Below are 18,705 nucleotides of genomic sequence, written 5' to 3' on the forward strand. Positions count from 1 at the left end.
AGGGAGGGCGTCGATCTGCCCGGGGTTGCTACGCCTCCGGCTTGACCATCGGGAAGAGCACCGTCTCCCGGATTCCCAGGCCGGTCAGGGCCATGAGCAGGCGATCAATGCCCATGCCCGTGCCCGAGGTGGGCGGCATACCCTGCTCCATGGCGGCGAGGAAGTCCTCGTCGAGCACCATCGCCTCGTCGTCCCCGCCGGCGGCCAGGCGCGCCTGATCCTCGAAGCGCTCGCGCTGGATCACCGGGTCCACCAGCTCGGAGTAGCCCGTGGCCAGCTCGAAGCCGCGCACGTAGAGGTCCCACTTTTCCGTGACCCGGGGCTGGGAGCGGTGATCGCGGGTCAGCGGGGAGGTCTCCACGGGGAAGTTCTTGACGAACACCGGGCCGTCGAGCTGATCGGAGCACAGGTGCTCCCAGATCTCCTCCACGAACTTGCCATGGCCCCAGCCGCCCTTCTTCGGCCACTCCAGGCCGATGGCGTCTGCCAGCGCGCGCAGCTCCTCCACGGTGGAGTCCACGGTGACCTCCGGCTGGCCGGGGTACTTGCGGGCCAGGGCCTCGTTGAGGGAGGGATACATCTCCATCTCGCGCCACTGCCCACCCAGGTCGTACTCGGTGCCGTCGGCCAGCGTCACGGTGGTGGAGCCAAAGACCTCCATCGCCACGGCCTGGATCAGCTCGCGGGTCAGGCGCGCGCCGTCCTCGTAGGTGCCGTAGGCCTGATAGGTCTCCAGCATCCCAAACTCCGGGCTGTGCGAGGAATCCACGCCTTCGTTACGGAAGTTGCGGTTCACCTCGAACACCCGCTCCATGCCGCCCACCACGCAGCGCTTCAAGTACAGCTCCGGGGCGATGCGCAGGTACAGGTCGATGTCGAGGGCGTTGGAGTGCGTGATGAAGGGGCGCGCCGCCGCGCCCCCGTGGAGGGTCTGAAGCATCGGCGTTTCTACCTCCAGGAAGCCCTGCCCCTCCAGGAAGCGGCGCAGCGCCCGCATGACCTTGATCCTGGTGAGCGCGTTGGTGCGCGCCTGTTCCCTCATGATCAGGTCGGTGTACCGCTGGCGCACCCGGGTATCCTCGGCCATCTCGGCGAAGGAAACAGGCAGGGGCCGCAGCGCCTTGGACACCATCGCCCAGCCGCTCGCCATCACGGAGAGCTCGCCACGCTTGGAGGCCACCACCCGGCCGCGCACGGAGACGAAGTCGCCCAGATCGACGTCCGCCTTCCAGGAATCCAGGCTTTCTTGGCCCACCTCCGCGAGGGAAAGCATGGCCTGGATCGTGGTGCCGTCGCCCTCCTGCAGGGTGGCAAAGCACAGCTTGCCGGTGTTGCGCATGAACATCAGGCGGCCCGCTACGGAGACGACCTCCCCCGTTTCCTCGCCGGGGGTGAGCACCGTGGCCGTGATCGCCTCCGACGCGACGGAATCGCCTTCCCTGTCCACCCGGTACCGGGAGCGCAGATCCTGAATGGAGGTGGTGCGATCCACCTCCACCGGGTACGGCTCTATCCCCTGTTCCAGCAGGCGCGCGCGCTTGTCGCGGCGAATGCGCAGCTGCTCGGGAAGCTCAACCTGATCCTTGGTGTCCTTAGCGTTCGTCACGAGTGTCAAGGGTAGCCGATAGCACATCCGGGGCGTTGCCCTGGCGCGCGTGCCGCCCGGACGGTCCCTCCTCCTGCGCCGCCTCCTCGGCGTGCGCCTCAAGGTGACGGAAACCGATGCCCACCGGCACGCCCACGTTATCGATCAGGCGCACCTTCCCGAACTTGGCCGCTACCAGCAGCCGGGCCTCGCCCTTCTCCGGGGGTTCGCCCATGCCCATCGAGCGCAGCTCCAGGTATTCCGGGGTCACCTTCGCGGCCTCCAGCACGCCGCGCGCGGCGTCGAGCACCGCGGCGGCCCCGCCCTCGGCGGCGTGGGCACCGGCGGTCAGCGCCGCCGAGAGCGCCAGCGCCTTGGCGCGATCCTTTTCCGGCACCCGGGCGTTGCGCAGAGACACCGCCAGGCCGTTGGGCATCCGCACCGTGGGAACCCCGTGCACCCGCACCCCCATGTGGAAGTCCGTCATGGCGGTCTGCACGCATACCGCCAGCTCGTAGTCCTTCTCCCCCACCATCACATCCGTGGCCTGGGTAATCTGCGTGAGGATGACGATCCGGGTGAGGTCGATGGCCAGGTCGTCCACGAACTCCAGGCCCCAGTCCCGGGGATAGACCACGGTGCGCACGCCCTGCGGGTGTAGATCCTGCCGCGTGTATCGATAAATCACATCGGTATCGAGCACCGCCAGCCGGGAGCGATCCACCTCGCCCGAGACCGCCACGATCACCACGGCGCCCGGCACCCGGCGCGCCGCGCGCACCAGGGATATGTGCCCCGCGTGAATAGCCGATCCCAGGGGAACCAGCACCACCGGCTTGCCCGTCTTGCGAAATGCCCGGGCGATCATGGCAACCCGATCCGCGGAATGCACCTCGGTGGCCTCGCCCCTTCGGAACGTCATGGTTTGTCCTCCTGCATCGCCCACAGCTCCACTTCTTCTCTTCCGTCTCGCTCCGCCGCTCGGCGCGCGAGCTGCGCGAACAACCGCGCCCGTCCCGGATCGACGATGCCGGAAAGCTGACGATCCAACTCGGGGGCATCGGCCAGCACCGAGATACTACTCGGGACACGGGCGACCCACTCTGCGGCCTCAGCAGAACCCTCCAGGGCCGCGCGCAGCGCGCGATCGGCCTCCTCCTGCACGTCCCGGGCGAAGCGATACCAGCTTAGCCCCGTGGCCAACGCCAGGCGGCGCTCCCCCGGCACCAGCACGGCCTTCCCGCCCAACTCCCGGGCCAAGAGCTCCAGCACCGTCTTGGCTAACTCATCTCCGTAGTCCACCGCCCACCAGCCCGGCGACAGGGGAACCAGGCTGCCCACCACCGCCCCGGCCCTCGTGGCCGGGGCCAGCGGCTCCAGCGATGCCCCCGGCAGTACGTGGAAAACGATGTGGTGGGGGCGAAGATGCGGCTCCACGAGGGTCACCGCCCCGGGCAGTTCCCGCTCCCCCACCCCCAGCAGGATCGCCTGGAGGGCCTCCGCCCGGGCCGCCCCCTCCTCGGTGGGCGCGAGCCGGGTAAGAGCGTGCCCCGCCCGGCCTAATCCCTGCGCTATGTACTCAGCGACCCGCCAAGCGCCGCTTTGCTCCCGCCCGGGCCATACCCCCACCCTCATCCGAGGGGGCTTCACTGCTCCCCCCGACGCATGTTCGCCATCAGTTCCGCCACGGACAGCCCCCCGGAGTGCTCATCGGCGCGGCGCCGCCCCCGGCCGCCCACAGCGGACGCCTCGGTCTCCGGCGGCACGACCGCGATCTCCGCGGTGTCCTCCACGCTCGGTTCGAGGGGCGAGGCCGCCTCGTGGTGACCCGCGGACTCATTCGGCCGGGGAACCTCCGCCGCGGCGGCGCGACGGCTGCCCCGATAGGCATGGGCCTCGGAGTCCAGCACGTGCGCCAGCTCCGGGGAGATGGAGCGCGCCGCCTCCGCCGCGCCGTCGGTATGTCCGAGCCTGCCCGCCACCGCGTCCACGGAGGGGGCACCGGCGATGTGGCCGGTCTTCTCGGTCACCACGGGGGGCACCGCGTTTTCCAGTTCCTGGAGCCGCCAGGCCTGCGCGCGCAGGGCGGCTGGCTCGTATTCGAAGGCATGGCCCTGAAGATCCTCAAGCTTGCTGCGCACCTCGTCGATCCCGGCGCGAATCTCACCGAGCAGCGCGATCTCCTCCTCGCTGAGGCCCCGGGAGTCCGCATCACCGCGCCGGCTCTCGGCGACCTGCGCCCGCGCCTGGGCCTCGCGCAGCTCGGAGCGGTGCAGACGCTGCTCATAAGCCAACTGTTCGCCGGCGCGCTGCACCTGGCGCCGATACCGGCTAACCAGGAAAAACCCGATGACGCAGGCCCACAAGGCCGCCAGGAGGGCCAATTTTAAGGCCGCGTGGGAATCGGTGAACTGCATGACGACGCTGGCCGCCAGCGCCAGGACCACCAGCACCACCAGGAGCACCTGGCCGCCATCGGTGCCCGCGCCACGACCGTGGCGGCGCGTGTGTGCGCCGTGGGCGGCGCGACGCGAGGTGGGCTCGGGGTTCCGGTCCGACTGCGGCGTACTCATGCCGTCTAACTTACCTAACCCCCTCCGAACCGGAGGGAGGCGACACCTCGCAACTGCGCTCCAGGAACACCCCGGCGGCGGCCAGTACCACCCCGCCCAGGGCGGAGGCCACCACGCCCGGCGCATCCTGTCCGGCCGCCGCGAGTTCCTCGGCCCGGGGCACCACGTAAACGCCCATGCCCAGGTAGGCTCCGCCGATGAGCGCGCCCGTCCACGCCGAGGCCTTGCCCACCACCAGAAACTGCGCCGCCATGACCGGGTTGAGCTGGCTGCGGTCCATACCGATGCGCCCTTCCTTGCGCCGGGAACGCACCTTGGCCGCCAGATACAAGCAGACCACGGCCATCGCCCAGAGCGTGATAGAGACCGCGACGGGAATGGGCGGCAGGGAACCATAGAAGCGCCAGGTGGCGATCGCCACCAGGGCGGCCACGAAGCCACCCACGGCCACCAGGAGCGCCACGGAGGTCTTTTTCATGGCTGCCCGCCCCCGGGTTCCGCGTCGAGGAGGGGACCCAGGGCGACGATGCGCGCTACCTCCTCCTCCGGCAGGGCGTCTAGCCAGTGGGTCACCGCGCGCCCGCGCACCCGGGCGTGCGGGTCGGCGCGAAGCCAGGGAACCAGCACGAAGGCGCGGCGGTGCGCCCAGGGGTGCGGCAGGGTAAGCACCGGGTCCTCGGAAAGAATCTCCCGGCCGTCGCGGTGGGCCTGCACCACATCGACGTCGAGGGTGCGCGGCCCCCACCGGCGCAGCCGCACTCGCTCGGCGGCCTCCTCCAGGCCCTGGCAGCGGTGCAGCAGCGCCAGGGGTTCCTCGGCCACCTCCACGATCAGCACGGCATTGAGGAATTCCCCCTGATCCTCCACCCCCCACGGCGGGGTGGCATACACCGGGGAGGCCGCCAGGATCTGTCCGTCAAACTCCCGGGTCACCGTGCGCAGCAGCGCCCAGCGATCCTCCATATTCGATCCGATGGACAGCACCGCGCGCGTCGTGCTCATCGTCGTCCTCCCCGCTCGGGAGCGGAGGCGTGCTTGCGGGAGCGTCGCGCCACCGCCGCCACGTCGCCAAAGGCCAGGGGGATGGGGGCCTGGGGTTTATGCACGGTGACCTCCACGGCGTGGAGAAGGTCAAAGCGGGCCATCGCGCTATCCGCGATCTCGGCGGCCACCGTCTCGATGAGATCGCGCGGGGGGCCGGTGACCACCCGGTGCGCCAGCTCGGCCAGCTCCGCGTAGTTGAGGGTGAGGGCAAGATCGTCGCCCGCCGCGGCCGGCCTGGCGTCCAGCCAGCAGGTGACGTCTACCAGGAAGTCCTGCCCCTCGCGCCTTTCCTCGGGAAATACTCCGTGGTAGCCGTAGCAGGCCAGTCCCGTCAGCTCGATCCTATCCGCCATAGCGCTCTCCTACTCCTTGTCTACGCCCTGCCCGGCCGCGGCGCGCCAGCGCGCGGCCACGTCCACGGCATCGCGCGATACCCCCACCTCGTGCACCCGCACGCCCCACGCCCCGAGCTGGGCGGACAGCGCGGTGACCGCGGCGGTGGCGGGATCCGCGTCCACGGGGGTGGCGCTGAGGCCCCGGTCCGCCCGGATCTCCGTGAGGAAACGCTTGCGCGAGGCCCCCACCAGCAGGGGAAAATCCCCGGCGATGAACTCCGGCAGCGCCCCCAGCAGCGCCCAGTTATCCGCGGCGGACTTTGCGAAGCCCAGGCCCGGGTCGAGCACGATGTTCCCGGCAGCCACCCCGGCGGCCAGGGCGCGCTCCACCAGGCGGTGCAGGGTGGCGCGCACGTCGGCCACCACGCCGCCCTCGTGATGGGCCCGACCCGCGGCGTCGCCAAAACGCACGGCCTTCCAGTGCATGAGGCACACCGGGACGTCCGCCTGCGCCATCACCGCCGGCATATCCGCATCGGCCAGCGCTCCGGAGACGTCGTTGATCATGCTCACCCCGGCCTCGGCCGCAGCCGCCGCCGTGCGCGCGCGCATCGTGTCCACGGAGGTGGCGATGCCCTCGGCGGCCAGCGCCCGGATCACCGGGATCACGCGCCGATGCTCCGTCTCCGGGTCCACGCGAGTGGCGCCCGGGCGGGTGGATTCCCCGCCCACGTCGATCATGTCCGCCCCCGCCGCCACCAACCGGTGTGCGTGCGTCACCGCGGCATCGAGGTCGAGGTAGCGGCCGCCGTCGGAGAAGGAATCCTCGGTGACGTTGAGGATACCCATCACCAAGCATCGGCCCGGCACCGTGAGATCGGCTACGCGCATGGCTCCGCCCTACCCTCGGATCAGGCTCAGCGCCTCGGCCCGGGAGGCGGCCGAGGCCTGGAAGCCCCCGCGCACCGCCGAGGTGGTGGTCACGGCGCCGGGCTTGCGGATGCCGCGCATGGCCATGCACAGGTGCTCGCATTCGATGACCACGATCACCGACTGCGCCCCGAGCTTATCCACCAGCGCGTCGGCCACCTGGGAGGTCAGCCGCTCCTGCACCTGGGGGCGACGCGCGTAGAGATCCACCAAGCGCGCCAGCTTGGACAGGCCCGTTACCATGCCCCGTTTATTGGGGATGTATCCGATGTGCGCCTTGCCGAGGAAGGGCAGCAGGTGGTGCTCGCACGTGGAGTACACGGGGATATCGCGCACCAGCACCAGCTCCTGGTGATCCTCGTGAAAGACCTTCTCCAGCACCTCGGCCGGGTCGGTGTGCAGGCCGCCGAAAGTTTCCCGGTACGCGCGCGCTACCCGGGCCGGGGTATCGCGCAGCCCCTCGCGGTCCGGATCCTCCCCCACCGCACATAGTAGTTCGCGCACGGCGGCCTCGGCGCGTTCCTGATCAAAAGCGTTGTTAGCGCTCACCTTCATCGTCCTTCCGTTGATCCTTCTCGGAGGCGTCCTCGTGATCCGGGCGCTCGCGTTCCGGGAGGCGAAATCCGATCATGTCCTCCGGTGGGGCCGCCGAGGTCCCCTGAGCCCGATCCTCCGACTCCGGCTTGGGGGGCCACCCCGGCACCTCCCAGTCCGCCGGCGGTGGGGTGCCCGCGTACCGCGGCGCGGCGGCCGAGTCCCCGCTGGCGCTCGCGCCCTTCTGTTTGCGCTCCGCCAGCCGCTTGGCGCGCGCCGCGCGGCTGGCCTCCAGCAGGCTAAACGGCTTGGGCGGCTCCTCGCCGCGTTCGATGGCCAACTCCGTGGGGGTCTTGACCGGGGTGCGACCCTCCTGGCGGGGGAAACGCGCCGCCTCGTCCGGGAATACCTCGCCCGCGGACACCGGCTCGATCCCCTCGAACAGGGCCTCCAGATCGGGGCGGCGCAGCGTCTCCTTTTCCAGGAGCTTCTCCGCGAGCCGATCCAGGTCATCGCGGTACCGAGAGAGGATCTCGTAGGACTTCTGGTGCGCCTTGTCGATCAGGTAGTGCACCTGCTCGTCGATCGTGGCAGCCACCGTGGGGGAGTAATCCAGGGTGCCTCCGCCGCCACGCCCGGAGAAGGGGTCGCCCTGCTCCGCGCCGTACTTCACGGTGCCCAGGGCGGGCGACATGCCGTATTCCGTCACCATCGCCCGGGCGATCTTGGTGGCCTGCTCGATGTCCGCGGAGGCCCCGGTGGTGGGCTCGCCAAAGACCAGCTCCTCCGCCGAGCGCCCGCCCATGGCAAAGACCAGCCGGGCGAAGAGCTCGTCGCGGTTATACATGCCCTTGTCGTCCTCGGCGGCGGTCATCGCATGGCCGCCGGTGCGCCCGCGCGCCAGGATCGTCACCTTGTACACGCGCTCGATGTCCTTGAGCGCCCAAGCGGACAGGGTGTGCCCGCCCTCGTGATAGGCGGTGACCTTCTTCTCTTTCTCCGAGATCACCGTGGTGGAGCGCCGCGGGCCGCCGATCACCCGGTCGGTGGCCTCCTCCAGGGCGTCGGCGGTGATCACGTTGCCGCCAATGCGAGCGGTAAGCAGGGCGGCCTCGTTGAGCACATTGGCCAGGTCGGCGCCGGACATGCCCGCGGTGCGCTTGGCCAGGGCGGTGAGGTCGGCATCGGGGGCGAAGGGCTTGCCCTTGGCATGCACCTTGAGGATCTGCTCGCGCCCGGCGAGGTCGGGGTTGGTCACGGGGATCTGGCGATCGAAGCGCCCCGGGCGCAGCAGGGCCTGGTCGAGGACGTCGGGGCGGTTGGTGGCGGCCATGAGGATCACGCCCTCGCGGTCGCCGAAGCCATCCATCTCCACCAGCAGCTGGTTGAGGGTCTGCTCCCGCTCGTCGTGCCCGCCGCCCATGCCGCTGCCGCGGTGGCGGCCCACCGCGTCGATCTCGTCGATGAACACGATGCACGGCGCGCTCTCGCGGGCCTGCTTAAAAAGGTCGCGCACGCGCGAGGCGCCCACGCCCACGAACATCTCCACGAAGTCCGAACCGGAGATGGAATAAAACGGCACACCGGCCTCTCCGGCCACGGCGCGGGCCAACAGCGTCTTGCCCGTGCCGGGCGGGCCATAGAGCAGCACACCGCGCGGGATCTTGGCCCCCAGCTCGTAGTAGCGGGTGGGGTCCTCCAGGAAGTCCTTGATCTCCTGGAGCTCCTCCACGGCGTCATCCGCCCCGGCCACGTCCGCAAAGGTGTTGGTGGGCATGTCCTTGCTCAGCTGCTTGGCCTTGGAGGCCCCGATGCCGAACATGCCCCCGGACTGCATCCGGGTGAGGAAGAACATGAGTAGGCCGAAGAGCAACACCATGGGCAGCAGGAAACTGACCATGGACATCAGGAAGCTCTCCTGGGTGACCCGGGTATCGAACTCCTCGGTCCCGGAATCCTTGACCGCGGCAAAAACGTCCGGGGTGGTACGGGCCGGGTACTGCGTGAGAATCTCGGTGACTCCCTCCCGGGAGTCCACCTCGATGCCCTCCTTGAGCTTCAGCCGGAGGCGCTGTTCGCGGTCGTCGATCTGCACCTCGGTCACGTTCTTGTCGCCGAGCTGCTTCATCGCCACGGAGGTATCCACCCGCTGATATCCCCGGGTATCGTCCGTGAGCAGGGAGAAGACAAAAAAAGTGACCAGGACCACGGCGGCGATGACGCCGAATCGGAGGATGCGCTTGTTTTTCATGTGTGCACGCCGAGGGAGTCGTCGCTGTGGTTCCTCGGCCCAAACCCTTTCTCATTGTCCTGCGCCGTCGCAGGTTCTTTCATGCGGAACAACGCCGGGACGGGTCTTTTCGTTCCCGGAGCGGGGCGCACCGCCCTACTTCTCGTGGGCGTAGACCTCGGGGTTCAAGATTCCCACGTAGGGGAGGTCGCGGTAACGCTCCGCGTAATCCAGGCCGTACCCGATGAGGAACTTATTGGGCAGATCAAAGCCCACATCCATCAGATCCACCTGGGCGGTCTGCACCTCCGGCTTGCGCATCAGGGTGATGACCTCCAGGGACTTGGGGTTACGATGCCTCAGGTTGCGGATGAGCCAGGACAGGGTGAGGCCGGAGTCGATGATGTCCTCCACGATGAGCACGTTGCGCCCGCTGATATCGCGGTCGAGGTCCTTCAAGATCCGCACCACCCCGGAGGAGGTGGTGGAGCTGCCGTAGGAGGACACGGCCATGAACTCCATCTGCGCCGGAATGCGCAGGCGGCGGGCGAAGTCGGTCATGAAGAACACCGCGCCCTTGAGCACCCCCACCAGCAGCAGATCCTCCTCCTCGTCGCGGTAGCGCTCGGAGACCGCATCCGCCATCTCCTGGATGCGGTTTTGCAGTTCCTCCTCCGTGATCACCACCGAAGCCACATCGGAACCATACGGGCCGTCCGGAACGTTGACATCCTCTTTATCGTGCATCGCGCACCCCTTTCTCCCTTGTCACCGTAAGTGTGCCATCTGCCCGTGTCACAACCAACCCCGCCCCCACCGCCACCGGACCCTGCCCGTTCCAGTCCGTCACCAGGGCGTCGAGGGCCCGGATGGAGGCCCCCGTGACCCGCCCCCCAGCCTCGCGCACCATGCGGGCGAGGATGCGCGAGCGCACCGCGCCCGGCAGCCGCGCCAGCGCCACCGCGTCCTTCGTGGCCGCCCGGCGCGCCCACAGGTCCAGGGCCGCCGCGTCCTCCGCCGCGCGGGAAGCGGCCTGCGCCAGGGGCATCACCGGATCGTTGACACCTAAGGCCGTGGCCATCCCGGGGATCACCTCACGGCGCAGCGCCACGCGGCGAAACGCCGCGTCCTCGTTGTGCGGGTCCTGCCATGGCTCGATCCCCAGCTCGCGGCACGCCGCCTGGGTATCGGCGCGGCGCACCCCCAGCAGGGGGCGATGCAGCGCCCCCGAGACCGGCGGCATGCCCGCGGGGTTGCCGCGCAGCGCACCTAACAAATAGGTCTCCGCCTGATCCTCCCCGGTGTGCCCCACCAGGATCGGTCGATCCCCCGCCGCACGGCTCAAGGCCGCGTAGCGTGCCGCGCGCGCGGCGGCCTCCGTGCCACCGGGGCCGGTGACCGCCACGCGGTACACGGCGGCGCTCGCCCCCATGCGCGCGGCCATGGCCGCCGCGCGCCCCGCCACCGCGCCCGAGCCTTCCTGGAGACCGTGATCGATCACCACGGCGTGGAGCCTCAGCCCCTCCACCAGCGCGGCGGCCAGCAAAGCGGTAGAGTCCGCGCCCCCGGAAAGGCCCACAATGGCCTCGGCACGCTCCGGCCCCCCGCCCTGCGTCCCGCGCGGCCCGTACGCCGCGAGGTGCCGGGAGAGGTGTCGACGCACGGCCAGGCGCACGGCCAGGAAATGCGGGGGGTCGCGGGGAATCCGCACCGCCCCGAGGCGCGAGGACGCCGCGCTGCCGGACGGGCCCGGTCGCATCGATCGGTTCTCCGGGATCGATCCCACACTCACCCCTCGCGGATCGCGGAGGCCAGGGCATCCATCGCCCGCCGGGCCGCCGGCACCTCGGAGCCATTGGAGATCATGGCGAAGGTGTATACCCGGCCGTTGGTGGCGGTCACCACCCCGGCGAGTGCCGAGGTCTCGTCCAGGGTGCCGGTCTTGGCCCGTACCCAGCCGCGACCGGGCAGGTCGCCGTAGCGCTCCGCGAGCGTGCCGGTGCCCCCGGCCACCGGCAGGGCGGCCAGGATGGGGCGCAGCAGCGGGGCGGTGGCGGCCTGGTAGAGGATCGTGTCCAAAAGCGCGGGGGTGATCCGGTTGCGCACGGACAGCCCGGAGTTATCAAAGATCTCCACGCCACCGGTGTCCAGGCCGTGTTCGGCCAGGGTGCGCAGCGTGGCCCGGGTGGCCCCGGCGGCATCGGCGGTGGCGCCGCGGTGGAGGGCGAGCTCCCGGCCGATGGCCTCGGCCATCACGTTATCGGAGTCCTGCATCATCGAGGAGATGCGTTCCACCAGGGTGGGCGAGGCGGTCTGCGCTACTTCCTCGGCCCCCGCCGGGGCCGCCGCCTCCCCCACCGTGTCCGCCCCCAAGCGCGCGGCCAGCCCCTGGGCCACGTCGCGGGCGGGGGTATGGCTGCGGGGCGCGTCGCCGGTCGTCGCGCCGATCCGCGCACCGTAGAGCATGGCGGGTTCCAGGGGGGCAACGAAGCCCGCGTCGATGTCCTGGGGATCCCAGCCCTCCAGGATCGTCTCGCCCGACCAGGCGGAGGTGTCGATGAAGACCCCGGTGACCTCGGGCATCGCCGCCTTGATCTGTGCGGCGAGATCGTCGAGGCGGGCATCGCTAAGCCACACGTCCCCGGCGGCCTTGATGATCACGGTGCCGGACCGCTCCCCGCGCACCACGGGGGTGACGATGCGATCGTCGTGGCCCAGGGCCGCTATCGCCGCGGCGGCGGTGAGCACCTTGGTGGAGGAGGCGGGGCGCAGGGCCGTGGTCGCGTTGCGTTCCATCACGGTCTGGCCGGTCACCGTGTCGGTGACCTCGACACCGAAGTCCGCCAGGGCCTTGTCCTCGGCCAGGGGGGTCAGCCGCCGGGCCAGCGCCGCGTTGTCCACCGGGCCGCTGGCTGCGGCGGGTTCCAGCAGGGGAGCGGGTTGGGCGATCGTCAGCGCCGGAGCGTGGTCGAGATCGGCATACTTTTCCTGGTAGGCCACCCCGGTGCCCGCCACCGCCACCACCGCCACGGAGAGCGCTGCGGCGGTGGCCATCCATGCCTTTTTAGTCATCGTGCATCACCATCGGTATATCACCCTAGCCACCCCGCTAGGATGGTGGGAGTTCACCGCACGATGAGGACGCAGAGAAAGCAAAGGAGCAAGCGTGATGAGCGTGGAAGTCACCGTAGAAATCCCCAAGGGGTCGCGCAATAAGTACGAGGTGGATCACGAGACGGGCAAGGTATACCTGGATCGCTACCTGTTTACCCCCATGGCCTACCCCGCGGACTACGGCTTCATCGACGGCACCCTGGGCGAGGACGGCGATCCTCTGGACGCCCTGGTGCTTCTGCCCGAGTCCGTGCTGCCCGGCGTAATCGTCAAGGCCCGTCCCATCGGCGTGTTCAAGATGACGGACGAGGCCGGCGGCGATGACAAGCTGCTCTGTGTGCTCGACGACGTGCGCTACGAGCACATCCAGGATATCGCGGACGTCTCCGAGTTTACCCGCTCCGAGATCGAACACTTCTTCGTGCACTACAAGGACCTGGAGCCGGGCAAGGAGGTCCACGGCTCCGGGTGGGCCGGCAAGGACGAGGCCGCGCGCATCCTGGCCGAGGCCATCGAGCGGGAGAAGCACTAGGATGCGCAGCGTCGAGGTCACCGGGGTGCCCGCGGGCGCCCAGCTTATCGACGTCCGCGAGCCGGATGAGTACGCCCAGGGCCACGCCCGCGGCGCCGTAAACATCCCCATGTCCGAGTTCGTGGGGCGCATCGGGGAGATCGACCCCGAGCGCGAGGCGTACCTGATCTGCAAGATCGGCGGGCGCTCCCGCGAGTGCGCCGAGTACCTGGAGCAGGCGCGCGGCGGGGAGGGCGTGATCAACGTCGAGGGCGGAACCGAGGCCTGGCGCGAGCGGGGCCTACCGATGGCGGACTGATCCCCTCATATCCGGCCGCCCCGGCCTGCGTATGATAGACCTATGCCCTCCAAATCGGATCACTCCGCCCTTCCCACGGCGCTGTTGCAATCGCCGTCCTTTCAGCTAGAGCGGTTGCGGCGGCGCACGCGCGATGAGGTGGAAGGCCGCCTGGGGGAGGTGCAGGCCACCCTGCGCGAGTATTGGGTGCTCACCTGCCTCGATTCCGGCAACGCCACCAGCCAGTCGTACCTGTCCACCCTGCTGATGATCGATGCCTCGGACATGGTTCGCCTAGTCGATTCCCTGGAAAAGCGCGGCTGGGCCGCCCGCGAGCGCGACCCCAAGGATCGCCGCAGGCAGATCGTGGCGATCACCAAGAAGGGTCGCAAGGCGCGCGCGTCCATGGCGGAGTTGGTCGTCCAGGGCGAGGACGCCGCCCTGGACGAATCCACCTCCAAGCAGCTCAAGCACCTGCGCAAACTGGCCAAATCCATCATCGCGGCGGAGGAGGAATAGGCCGAGGGGCGATCCGTTAAGATCACCTCCGTGTTATCCTCCCCTTCTCTTCGGGCCGCATCGGCCTGGTTATGCAGCCGCGCCCTGCTTCTGTTCTACGCGGTTCACCAGCCCGTGCCCCGCGGCGACGTCTCCTACTACTTTCGTGGTCTGGAGGCCGAGGCCCGCGGCGAGCGGGCGATGAACGAGTACCCTGACGCCTCCATCGCGCCGCTGCGCCTGCTCCATCGCCTGGCCGATGGGGATGAGCAGGCCTTTGTCATCGGCCTCATGCTGCTGTTACTGGGCCTCGACGCGCTCTTCTGTTTCCTCCTGGCCCGCCGCCGCACCTGGTGGGCCCTGGGGTTTTGGCTTCTTTTCGCCGTGGCCCTGGCCCCGCTGTTCACGCGGCGTTTGGATCTCCTGCCCGGGTTGGCCGTGGCCGCCGCCGCGCTATTCCTCGGCCGCTCCGAACGCTGCGCCTCCGGCCTGCTCGCGGTGGCCGCCGCCCTGAAGCTGTGGCCTGCGGCCCTGGCCGCGGGACTGGTGGGGCATCGGCGCAGCGCGGGTACCTGGATCCGGCTCGCGTGGTTCGGCGGCGGCCTGGCCGCCGTGACCGCCGCGAGCGCCCTTACCCAGGGCTGGTGGCGGGTGCTGTCCCCCCTGACCTACCAGGACGAGCGCGGCCTCCAGTCCGAGGCGATCGCCGCCACGCCCTTTTTATGGCTGCGCCTTGGCGATGCCGAGCGCTGGAGCATCCGCTACGCCCCCTCGCAGAGCTACGAGGTCTTTGGACCCGGCGTTTCCCTCGGACTCGGCGTTTCCACCGGCCTCATGGTGGCGGCCGCGGCGAGCATCGTCACGATCGCCGCCTGGCGTTTTCTGCGCAGCGCGGAACACCGACCGGAGTCCACCAGGGCGCTATGGCTGCTGAGCACCCTGCTCATCATGGTCAGCGCCAAGGTCTTTTCCCCGCAATATCTGCTGTGGGTCGGCCCCCTGCTCGCCGTCATGCTGGCCCTGGATTCGGCCCGGCCGCTGCGCTGGTGCGCCGCGTGCCTGCTCGGGGCCGCCGGGCTCACCAGCCTGGTCTATCCGGTGTTCTTCGGCGCCTTCCTCGCGACGCCCGCCCACGGCGGAATCATCCTCGTCGCCACCGTGCGCAATCTCCTCATCGTGGCGGCCACGGTCTGCGCGGCGGTATGGTGCCTGCGCGCGGTGCGCCGCGAAGCGCCCTGAGCATCTATGAGGACAACAAAAGAGGCCCCCGGCTCTCCCAGGAAGCCCCTCATACTCGGCTAAAGTCTATGGCCCCTAGAGGAAGCGCTGCACCACGTAGGCGCCGACCTTCTCGCTATAGCTCCAGCCCACGCCGATCAGGGCGGCACCAGCATCCAAAATGTTGTTGCGGTGCGCCGGGGACTTCACCCAGTTCTCCACGATCGCGTCCGCGCTGGCCCTGCGGCTATTCCAGGCGATATTTTCGGCAAAATCGCCCTCGGCGTGCTCAAACTCGCCGGTCTGACGCATGTGCTCGGCCCACTCGTGGGACTGGCGGGTCAGCTCCTCGTCGCACTCCAGGGGGCTCAGCCCCTTGGCGACGCGCTGCTCGTTCGTCAGCTTCACGATATTAACGACGTACTCGTCGGAGCAGTCGTGCGCGTGAGCGGTCTGCGCGGAAAAGGTAATAAGGGCAGAGGCCATGATGGTCCCGACCGCCACGGTCTTCCTGCCAACATTCTTACGAGCCATAATGCTGTGCCTTTCTTAAGGTATCCCCAAGTAGTTCGGCGCTTAGACTAGCAGCTCCCGCCCCGAACTCCACCCAAACCTTTAATAGTCTAGGTGATACCTAATTTCTTCGATAGCATTACCCTATCCCCTGATTGTCGCGCGGGGACTGCCCCGGATCCACGATCCGGTCCGGCGGCGAGAATCGCCCCCGGCGGGTCCGAGAATGCCGCAACCATGGCCGAAAGTTCCCCCCGTAGCCACAAAATCCTCGACAGAGGTATATTTATGTTATATATATCACATTTTGGAAACCTGCCAGTTCCTAGACCTTTAAAATACGGGTTTTTCCTGTTTAAATCTTTCACCAGGAACGACGATCCTGCGACGTCGGATGTTCTACCTCTACCTAAAAAGAAGGAGTGGGTTTTCCGGAACCCTCGCCCCGGAAGACCCACTCCGCGCTGTCGCGCACCACCGCGAGGGACTAATCGCCGATCTGATCGCGCCCCCGCATCACGATCTTCGGGTCCGGCTGCCCCACCAGCTCGTAGTCCTTATCCGTGTAGTCGAACTTGCTCAACACGTAGCGCATCGCGTTGATCCGGGCGCGCTTCTTGTCATTGGACTTAATGGTGATCCAGGGAGATTCATCCGTATCCGTGTAGCGAAACTGCTCCTCCTTGGCCCTGGTGTAGTCCTCCCACTTGTCCAGGGAGGCCAAATCCATCGGGGAGAGCTTCCACTGCCGCACCGGATCGACCTGCCGGATGGCAAAGCGGGTGCGCTGCTCCTTCTTGCTCACCGAGAACCAAAACTTAGTCAGGGAGATGCCCGAGCCGAGAAGCATGTTCTCCAGCATGGGCACTTCCCGCAGGAACTCCGCGTGCTGCGATTCCGTGCAGAAACCCATCACGCGCTCCACGCCGGAGCGGTTATACCAGGAGCGATCGAAGAACACGATCTCGCCCGCGGCCGGAAAGTGCTGGATATAACGCTGGAAGTACCACGAGGTGGACTCCCTCGGGCTGGGTTTTTCCAGCGCCACGGTGCGCGCGCCGCGCGGGTTCAGGTGTTCGTTAAAGCGCTTGATGGTTCCGCCCTTGCCCGCGGCGTCGCGCCCCTCGAACAAGATGATGTGGCGCTGTCCCGTCTCCTTGGTCCAGTTCTGCCACTTCAACAGCTCGATCTGGAGGGAGCGCTTGATATGGTCGTAATCCTCGCGTGTCATGCGCTCGTCGTAGGGGTAATTCTCCCGCCACGTCTCCACGGGGGTGCCATCGGGACGGATCAGGGCCGGATCATCCTCATCGGAATCATCCACCACGTAGCCTTCGGTCTTTGCCAGGTCGATGACGGGCAGGTCATCCTCAGTACGCTCAGCCATGACTCCATGGTAGCCGCACCAGACCATTCTGTTCAGGCGAATCGTTACCCCCGATCACCCCGCGCTATCGACGCGACAGGGGCCGCCGTGGCTTCCACGGCGGCCCCTCCTCACGATGCGGCGATGGGCTTAGAAACCGCCCATGCCCGCCATCTCATCGGCACCCGGTGCCGCGGCGGAAGCCGGCTGCGGCTTGTCCGCCACCACGGCCTCGGTGGTCAAGAAGAGCGCGGCGATGGAGGCAGCGTTCTGCAGGGCGGAACGGGTCACCTTCACCGGGTCATTGATGCCCGCGGCCATGAGGTCGATGTACTCGCCAGTGGCGGCGTTGAGCCCCTCCCCGGCGGGCAGGCCGGCCACCTTGTCGGCCACCACGCCCGGCTCCAGGCCGGCGTTGAAGGCGATCTGCTTCAGCGGGGCGGACAGCGCCTCGCGGACGATCTTCACGCCGGTGGCCTCGTCCCCGGTCAGGTCCAGGTCGCTGTCGAGCACGTGCGCGGCCTGGAGCAGCGCCACGCCACCGCCGGCCACGATGCCCTCGTCCACGGCGGCCTTGGCGTTGCGCACGGCATCCTCGATGCGGTGCTTACGCTCCTTGAGCTCCACCTCCGTGGCGGCACCTACCTTGAGCACGGCCACGCCGCCGGCCAGCTTGGCCAGGCGCTCCTGCAGCTTCTCGCGGTCGTAGTCAGAATCGGAGTTCTCGATCTCGGCGCGAATCTGCTTGACGCGGCCCTCGATCTGCTCGGAGGAGCCGGCACCCTGCACAATGGTGGTCTCGTCCTTAGTCACCACGACCTTGCGCGCGGTACCCAGCAGCGGCAGGTCGGCGATCTCCAGGGAGAGGCCCACCTCCTCGGAGATGACCTGGCCGCCGGTGAGGATGGCGATGTCCTGGAGCTGGGCCTTGCGGCGGTCGCCGAAGCCCGGCGCCTTCACCGCCACGGACTTAAACGTGCCGCGGATCTTGTTGACCACGAGGGTGGACAGGGCCTCGCCCTCGACGTCCTCGGCCACGATCAGCAGCGGCTTGCCGGACTGCATGACCTTCTCCAGCAGCGGGAGCAGATCCTTGATGTTGGAGATCTTGGAGGAGACGAGCAGGATGTAGGGATCCTCCAGCACGGCCTCCTGGCGCTCCATGTCGGTGGCAAAGTAGCCGGAGATGTAGCCCTTATCGAAGCGCATGCCCTCGGTGACCTCCAGGTCCACGCCGAAGGTATTGGACTCCTCCACGGTAATCACGGAGTCCTTGTTCACCTGGCCGTTACCCACGGCGTACATGGCCTTGGCGATCTGCTTGCCGATCTCCGGGTCGGCGGCGGAGATGCCGGCGGTAGCGGCAATCTGCTCCTCGGTCTCCACCTCCTTGGCGCCGGCAAGCAGCTTCTCCGTGACCGCCCCCACGGCCTTTTCGATGCCGCGCTTAATGCCCATCGGATTCGAACCCGCGGCCACGTTGCGCAGGCCCTCCTTGACCAGAGCCTGCGCCAAGACGGTGGCGGTGGTGGTGCCGTCGCCCGCCACGTCATCGGTCTTCTTGGCTACTTCCTTGACCAGCTCGGCGCCGATCTTCTCGTAAGGGTCCTCCAGCTCGATCTCCCGAGCGATGGAGACGCCGTCGTTGGTGATCGTCGGCGCGCCCCAGGACTTCTCCAGCACCACGTTGCGGCCCTTAGGGCCGAGGGTGACCTTCACGGCGTCGGCAAGCGTGTTCAGGCCCTTCTCCAGGCCGCGGCGGGCCTCCTCATCGAAGGCGATGATCTTGGACATGTGACGTACTCCTTTAAAACTTTCATAGCGACGACACTCTCGTCGGCGCACCGCGGCGGGCGCCCGCGACGGCACGGGTGGTGAGTGCATGCCACCCTCACCCGGGATGCGCTCTTCCTTTTCTGGCACTCGCTGCCGCGAAGTGCTAGATCCCGTTTTAGC

General features: G+C 68.3%; 20 protein-coding genes. 4 read left to right on the plus strand and 16 right to left on the minus strand.

Annotated elements, in window-relative coordinates; translation table 11 throughout:
• Positions 1-28 precede the first annotated feature (28 nt).
• The 13 genes from lysS to dacB all read right to left on the minus strand — a co-directional run bounded on the left by lysS (position 29) and on the right by dacB (position 12,303).
• A complete protein-coding gene (gene lysS, locus H7347_RS03800; protein WP_186337213.1) occupies positions 29-1,606 on the minus strand; it encodes a lysine--tRNA ligase in 1,578 nt (525 codons plus the stop codon).
• Positions 1,593-2,507 carry a pantoate--beta-alanine ligase gene (locus H7347_RS03805; RefSeq protein ID WP_152821501.1) on the minus strand — a complete coding sequence of 305 codons (915 nt, stop codon included), beginning with the start codon at positions 2,505-2,507 and terminating at the stop codon, positions 1,593-1,595. The genes lysS and H7347_RS03805 overlap by 14 nt, the downstream gene beginning before the upstream one ends.
• Complete coding sequence (locus tag H7347_RS03810) at positions 2,504-3,235, minus strand: hypothetical protein (protein WP_152821503.1); 732 nt, start codon at positions 3,233-3,235, stop codon at positions 2,504-2,506. Before H7347_RS03810 ends, H7347_RS03805 begins: the two co-directional genes overlap by 4 nt.
• The gene (locus tag H7347_RS03815; RefSeq protein WP_152821505.1) at positions 3,232-4,158 is read right to left on the minus strand and encodes a DUF6779 domain-containing protein; all 927 of its coding nucleotides are present in this window, start codon (positions 4,156-4,158) and stop codon (positions 3,232-3,234) included. Before H7347_RS03815 ends, H7347_RS03810 begins: the two co-directional genes overlap by 4 nt.
• Before the next feature lie 10 nt (positions 4,159-4,168).
• Complete coding sequence (locus H7347_RS03820) at positions 4,169-4,636, minus strand: DUF3180 domain-containing protein (RefSeq protein ID WP_152821507.1); 468 nt, start codon at positions 4,634-4,636, stop codon at positions 4,169-4,171.
• Positions 4,633-5,160 (minus strand): 2-amino-4-hydroxy-6-hydroxymethyldihydropteridine diphosphokinase, encoded by a 528-nt coding sequence (gene folK, locus H7347_RS03825; protein WP_152821508.1) that lies wholly within the window; start codon positions 5,158-5,160, stop codon positions 4,633-4,635. Before folK ends, H7347_RS03820 begins: the two co-directional genes overlap by 4 nt.
• A complete protein-coding gene (gene folB, locus H7347_RS03830) occupies positions 5,157-5,555 on the minus strand; it encodes a dihydroneopterin aldolase (protein ID WP_152821510.1) in 399 nt (132 codons plus the stop codon). The genes folK and folB overlap by 4 nt, the downstream gene beginning before the upstream one ends.
• Before the next feature lie 9 nt (positions 5,556-5,564).
• Positions 5,565-6,428: a dihydropteroate synthase gene (folP, locus tag H7347_RS03835; protein ID WP_152821512.1), complete on the minus strand. Its 864-nt coding sequence runs from the start codon at positions 6,426-6,428 to the stop codon at positions 5,565-5,567.
• Positions 6,429-6,437: 9 nt separating this feature from the next.
• Positions 6,438-7,016: a GTP cyclohydrolase I FolE gene (gene folE, locus H7347_RS03840; RefSeq protein ID WP_370513904.1), complete on the minus strand. Its 579-nt coding sequence runs from the start codon at positions 7,014-7,016 to the stop codon at positions 6,438-6,440.
• Entirely contained in the window at positions 7,006-9,252 is a 2,247-nt protein-coding gene (gene ftsH / locus H7347_RS03845; protein WP_152821515.1) for an ATP-dependent zinc metalloprotease FtsH, read from the minus strand. Before ftsH ends, folE begins: the two co-directional genes overlap by 11 nt.
• A gap of 135 nt (positions 9,253-9,387) precedes the next feature.
• The gene (gene hpt, locus H7347_RS03850; protein WP_152821517.1) at positions 9,388-9,978 is read right to left on the minus strand and encodes a hypoxanthine phosphoribosyltransferase; all 591 of its coding nucleotides are present in this window, start codon (positions 9,976-9,978) and stop codon (positions 9,388-9,390) included.
• Entirely contained in the window at positions 9,968-10,990 is a 1,023-nt protein-coding gene (gene tilS / locus H7347_RS03855; RefSeq protein ID WP_152821519.1) for a tRNA lysidine(34) synthetase TilS, read from the minus strand. Before tilS ends, hpt begins: the two co-directional genes overlap by 11 nt.
• Positions 10,991-11,019: 29 nt before the next feature.
• Positions 11,020-12,303, minus strand: coding sequence for a D-alanyl-D-alanine carboxypeptidase/D-alanyl-D-alanine-endopeptidase (dacB, locus tag H7347_RS03860; protein ID WP_227658997.1), 1,284 nt, complete (start codon positions 12,301-12,303; stop codon positions 11,020-11,022).
• A gap of 97 nt (positions 12,304-12,400) precedes the next feature.
• Here dacB and H7347_RS03865 point away from each other — a divergent pair, with 97 nt between their 5' ends.
• The 4 genes from H7347_RS03865 to H7347_RS03880 are packed head-to-tail and all read left to right on the plus strand — an operon-like array spanning position 12,401 to position 14,891.
• Positions 12,401-12,877, plus strand: a complete 477-nt coding sequence (locus tag H7347_RS03865) for an inorganic diphosphatase (protein ID WP_152821521.1) — start codon at positions 12,401-12,403, stop codon at positions 12,875-12,877.
• Between the two features lies 1 nt (position 12,878).
• Positions 12,879-13,175: a rhodanese-like domain-containing protein gene (locus tag H7347_RS03870; protein ID WP_152821522.1), complete on the plus strand. Its 297-nt coding sequence runs from the start codon at positions 12,879-12,881 to the stop codon at positions 13,173-13,175.
• 42 nt (positions 13,176-13,217) lie between these two features.
• Positions 13,218-13,673, plus strand: a complete 456-nt coding sequence (locus H7347_RS03875; RefSeq protein WP_152821524.1) for a MarR family winged helix-turn-helix transcriptional regulator — start codon at positions 13,218-13,220, stop codon at positions 13,671-13,673.
• A 30-nt stretch (positions 13,674-13,703) separates the two neighbouring features.
• The gene (locus H7347_RS03880) at positions 13,704-14,891 is read left to right on the plus strand and encodes a hypothetical protein (protein ID WP_152821526.1); all 1,188 of its coding nucleotides are present in this window, start codon (positions 13,704-13,706) and stop codon (positions 14,889-14,891) included.
• 75 nt (positions 14,892-14,966) lie between these two features.
• Here H7347_RS03880 and H7347_RS03885 read toward each other — a convergent pair whose 3' ends face one another.
• The 3 genes from H7347_RS03885 to groL form a co-directional block, all read right to left on the minus strand.
• Positions 14,967-15,404: a CAP domain-containing protein gene (locus tag H7347_RS03885; protein ID WP_152821528.1), complete on the minus strand. Its 438-nt coding sequence runs from the start codon at positions 15,402-15,404 to the stop codon at positions 14,967-14,969.
• Between the two features lie 466 nt (positions 15,405-15,870).
• Positions 15,871-16,770: a polyphosphate kinase 2 gene (gene ppk2, locus H7347_RS03890; protein ID WP_152821530.1), complete on the minus strand. Its 900-nt coding sequence runs from the start codon at positions 16,768-16,770 to the stop codon at positions 15,871-15,873.
• 129 nt (positions 16,771-16,899) lie between these two features.
• Complete coding sequence (gene groL / locus H7347_RS03895) at positions 16,900-18,543, minus strand: chaperonin GroEL (protein WP_152821532.1); 1,644 nt, start codon at positions 18,541-18,543, stop codon at positions 16,900-16,902.
• Positions 18,544-18,705 lie beyond the last annotated feature (162 nt).

The sequence above is a fragment of the Corynebacterium sp. zg-331 genome (assembly GCF_014267345.1).
Taxonomy (GTDB): Bacteria; Actinomycetota; Actinomycetes; order Mycobacteriales; family Mycobacteriaceae; genus Corynebacterium.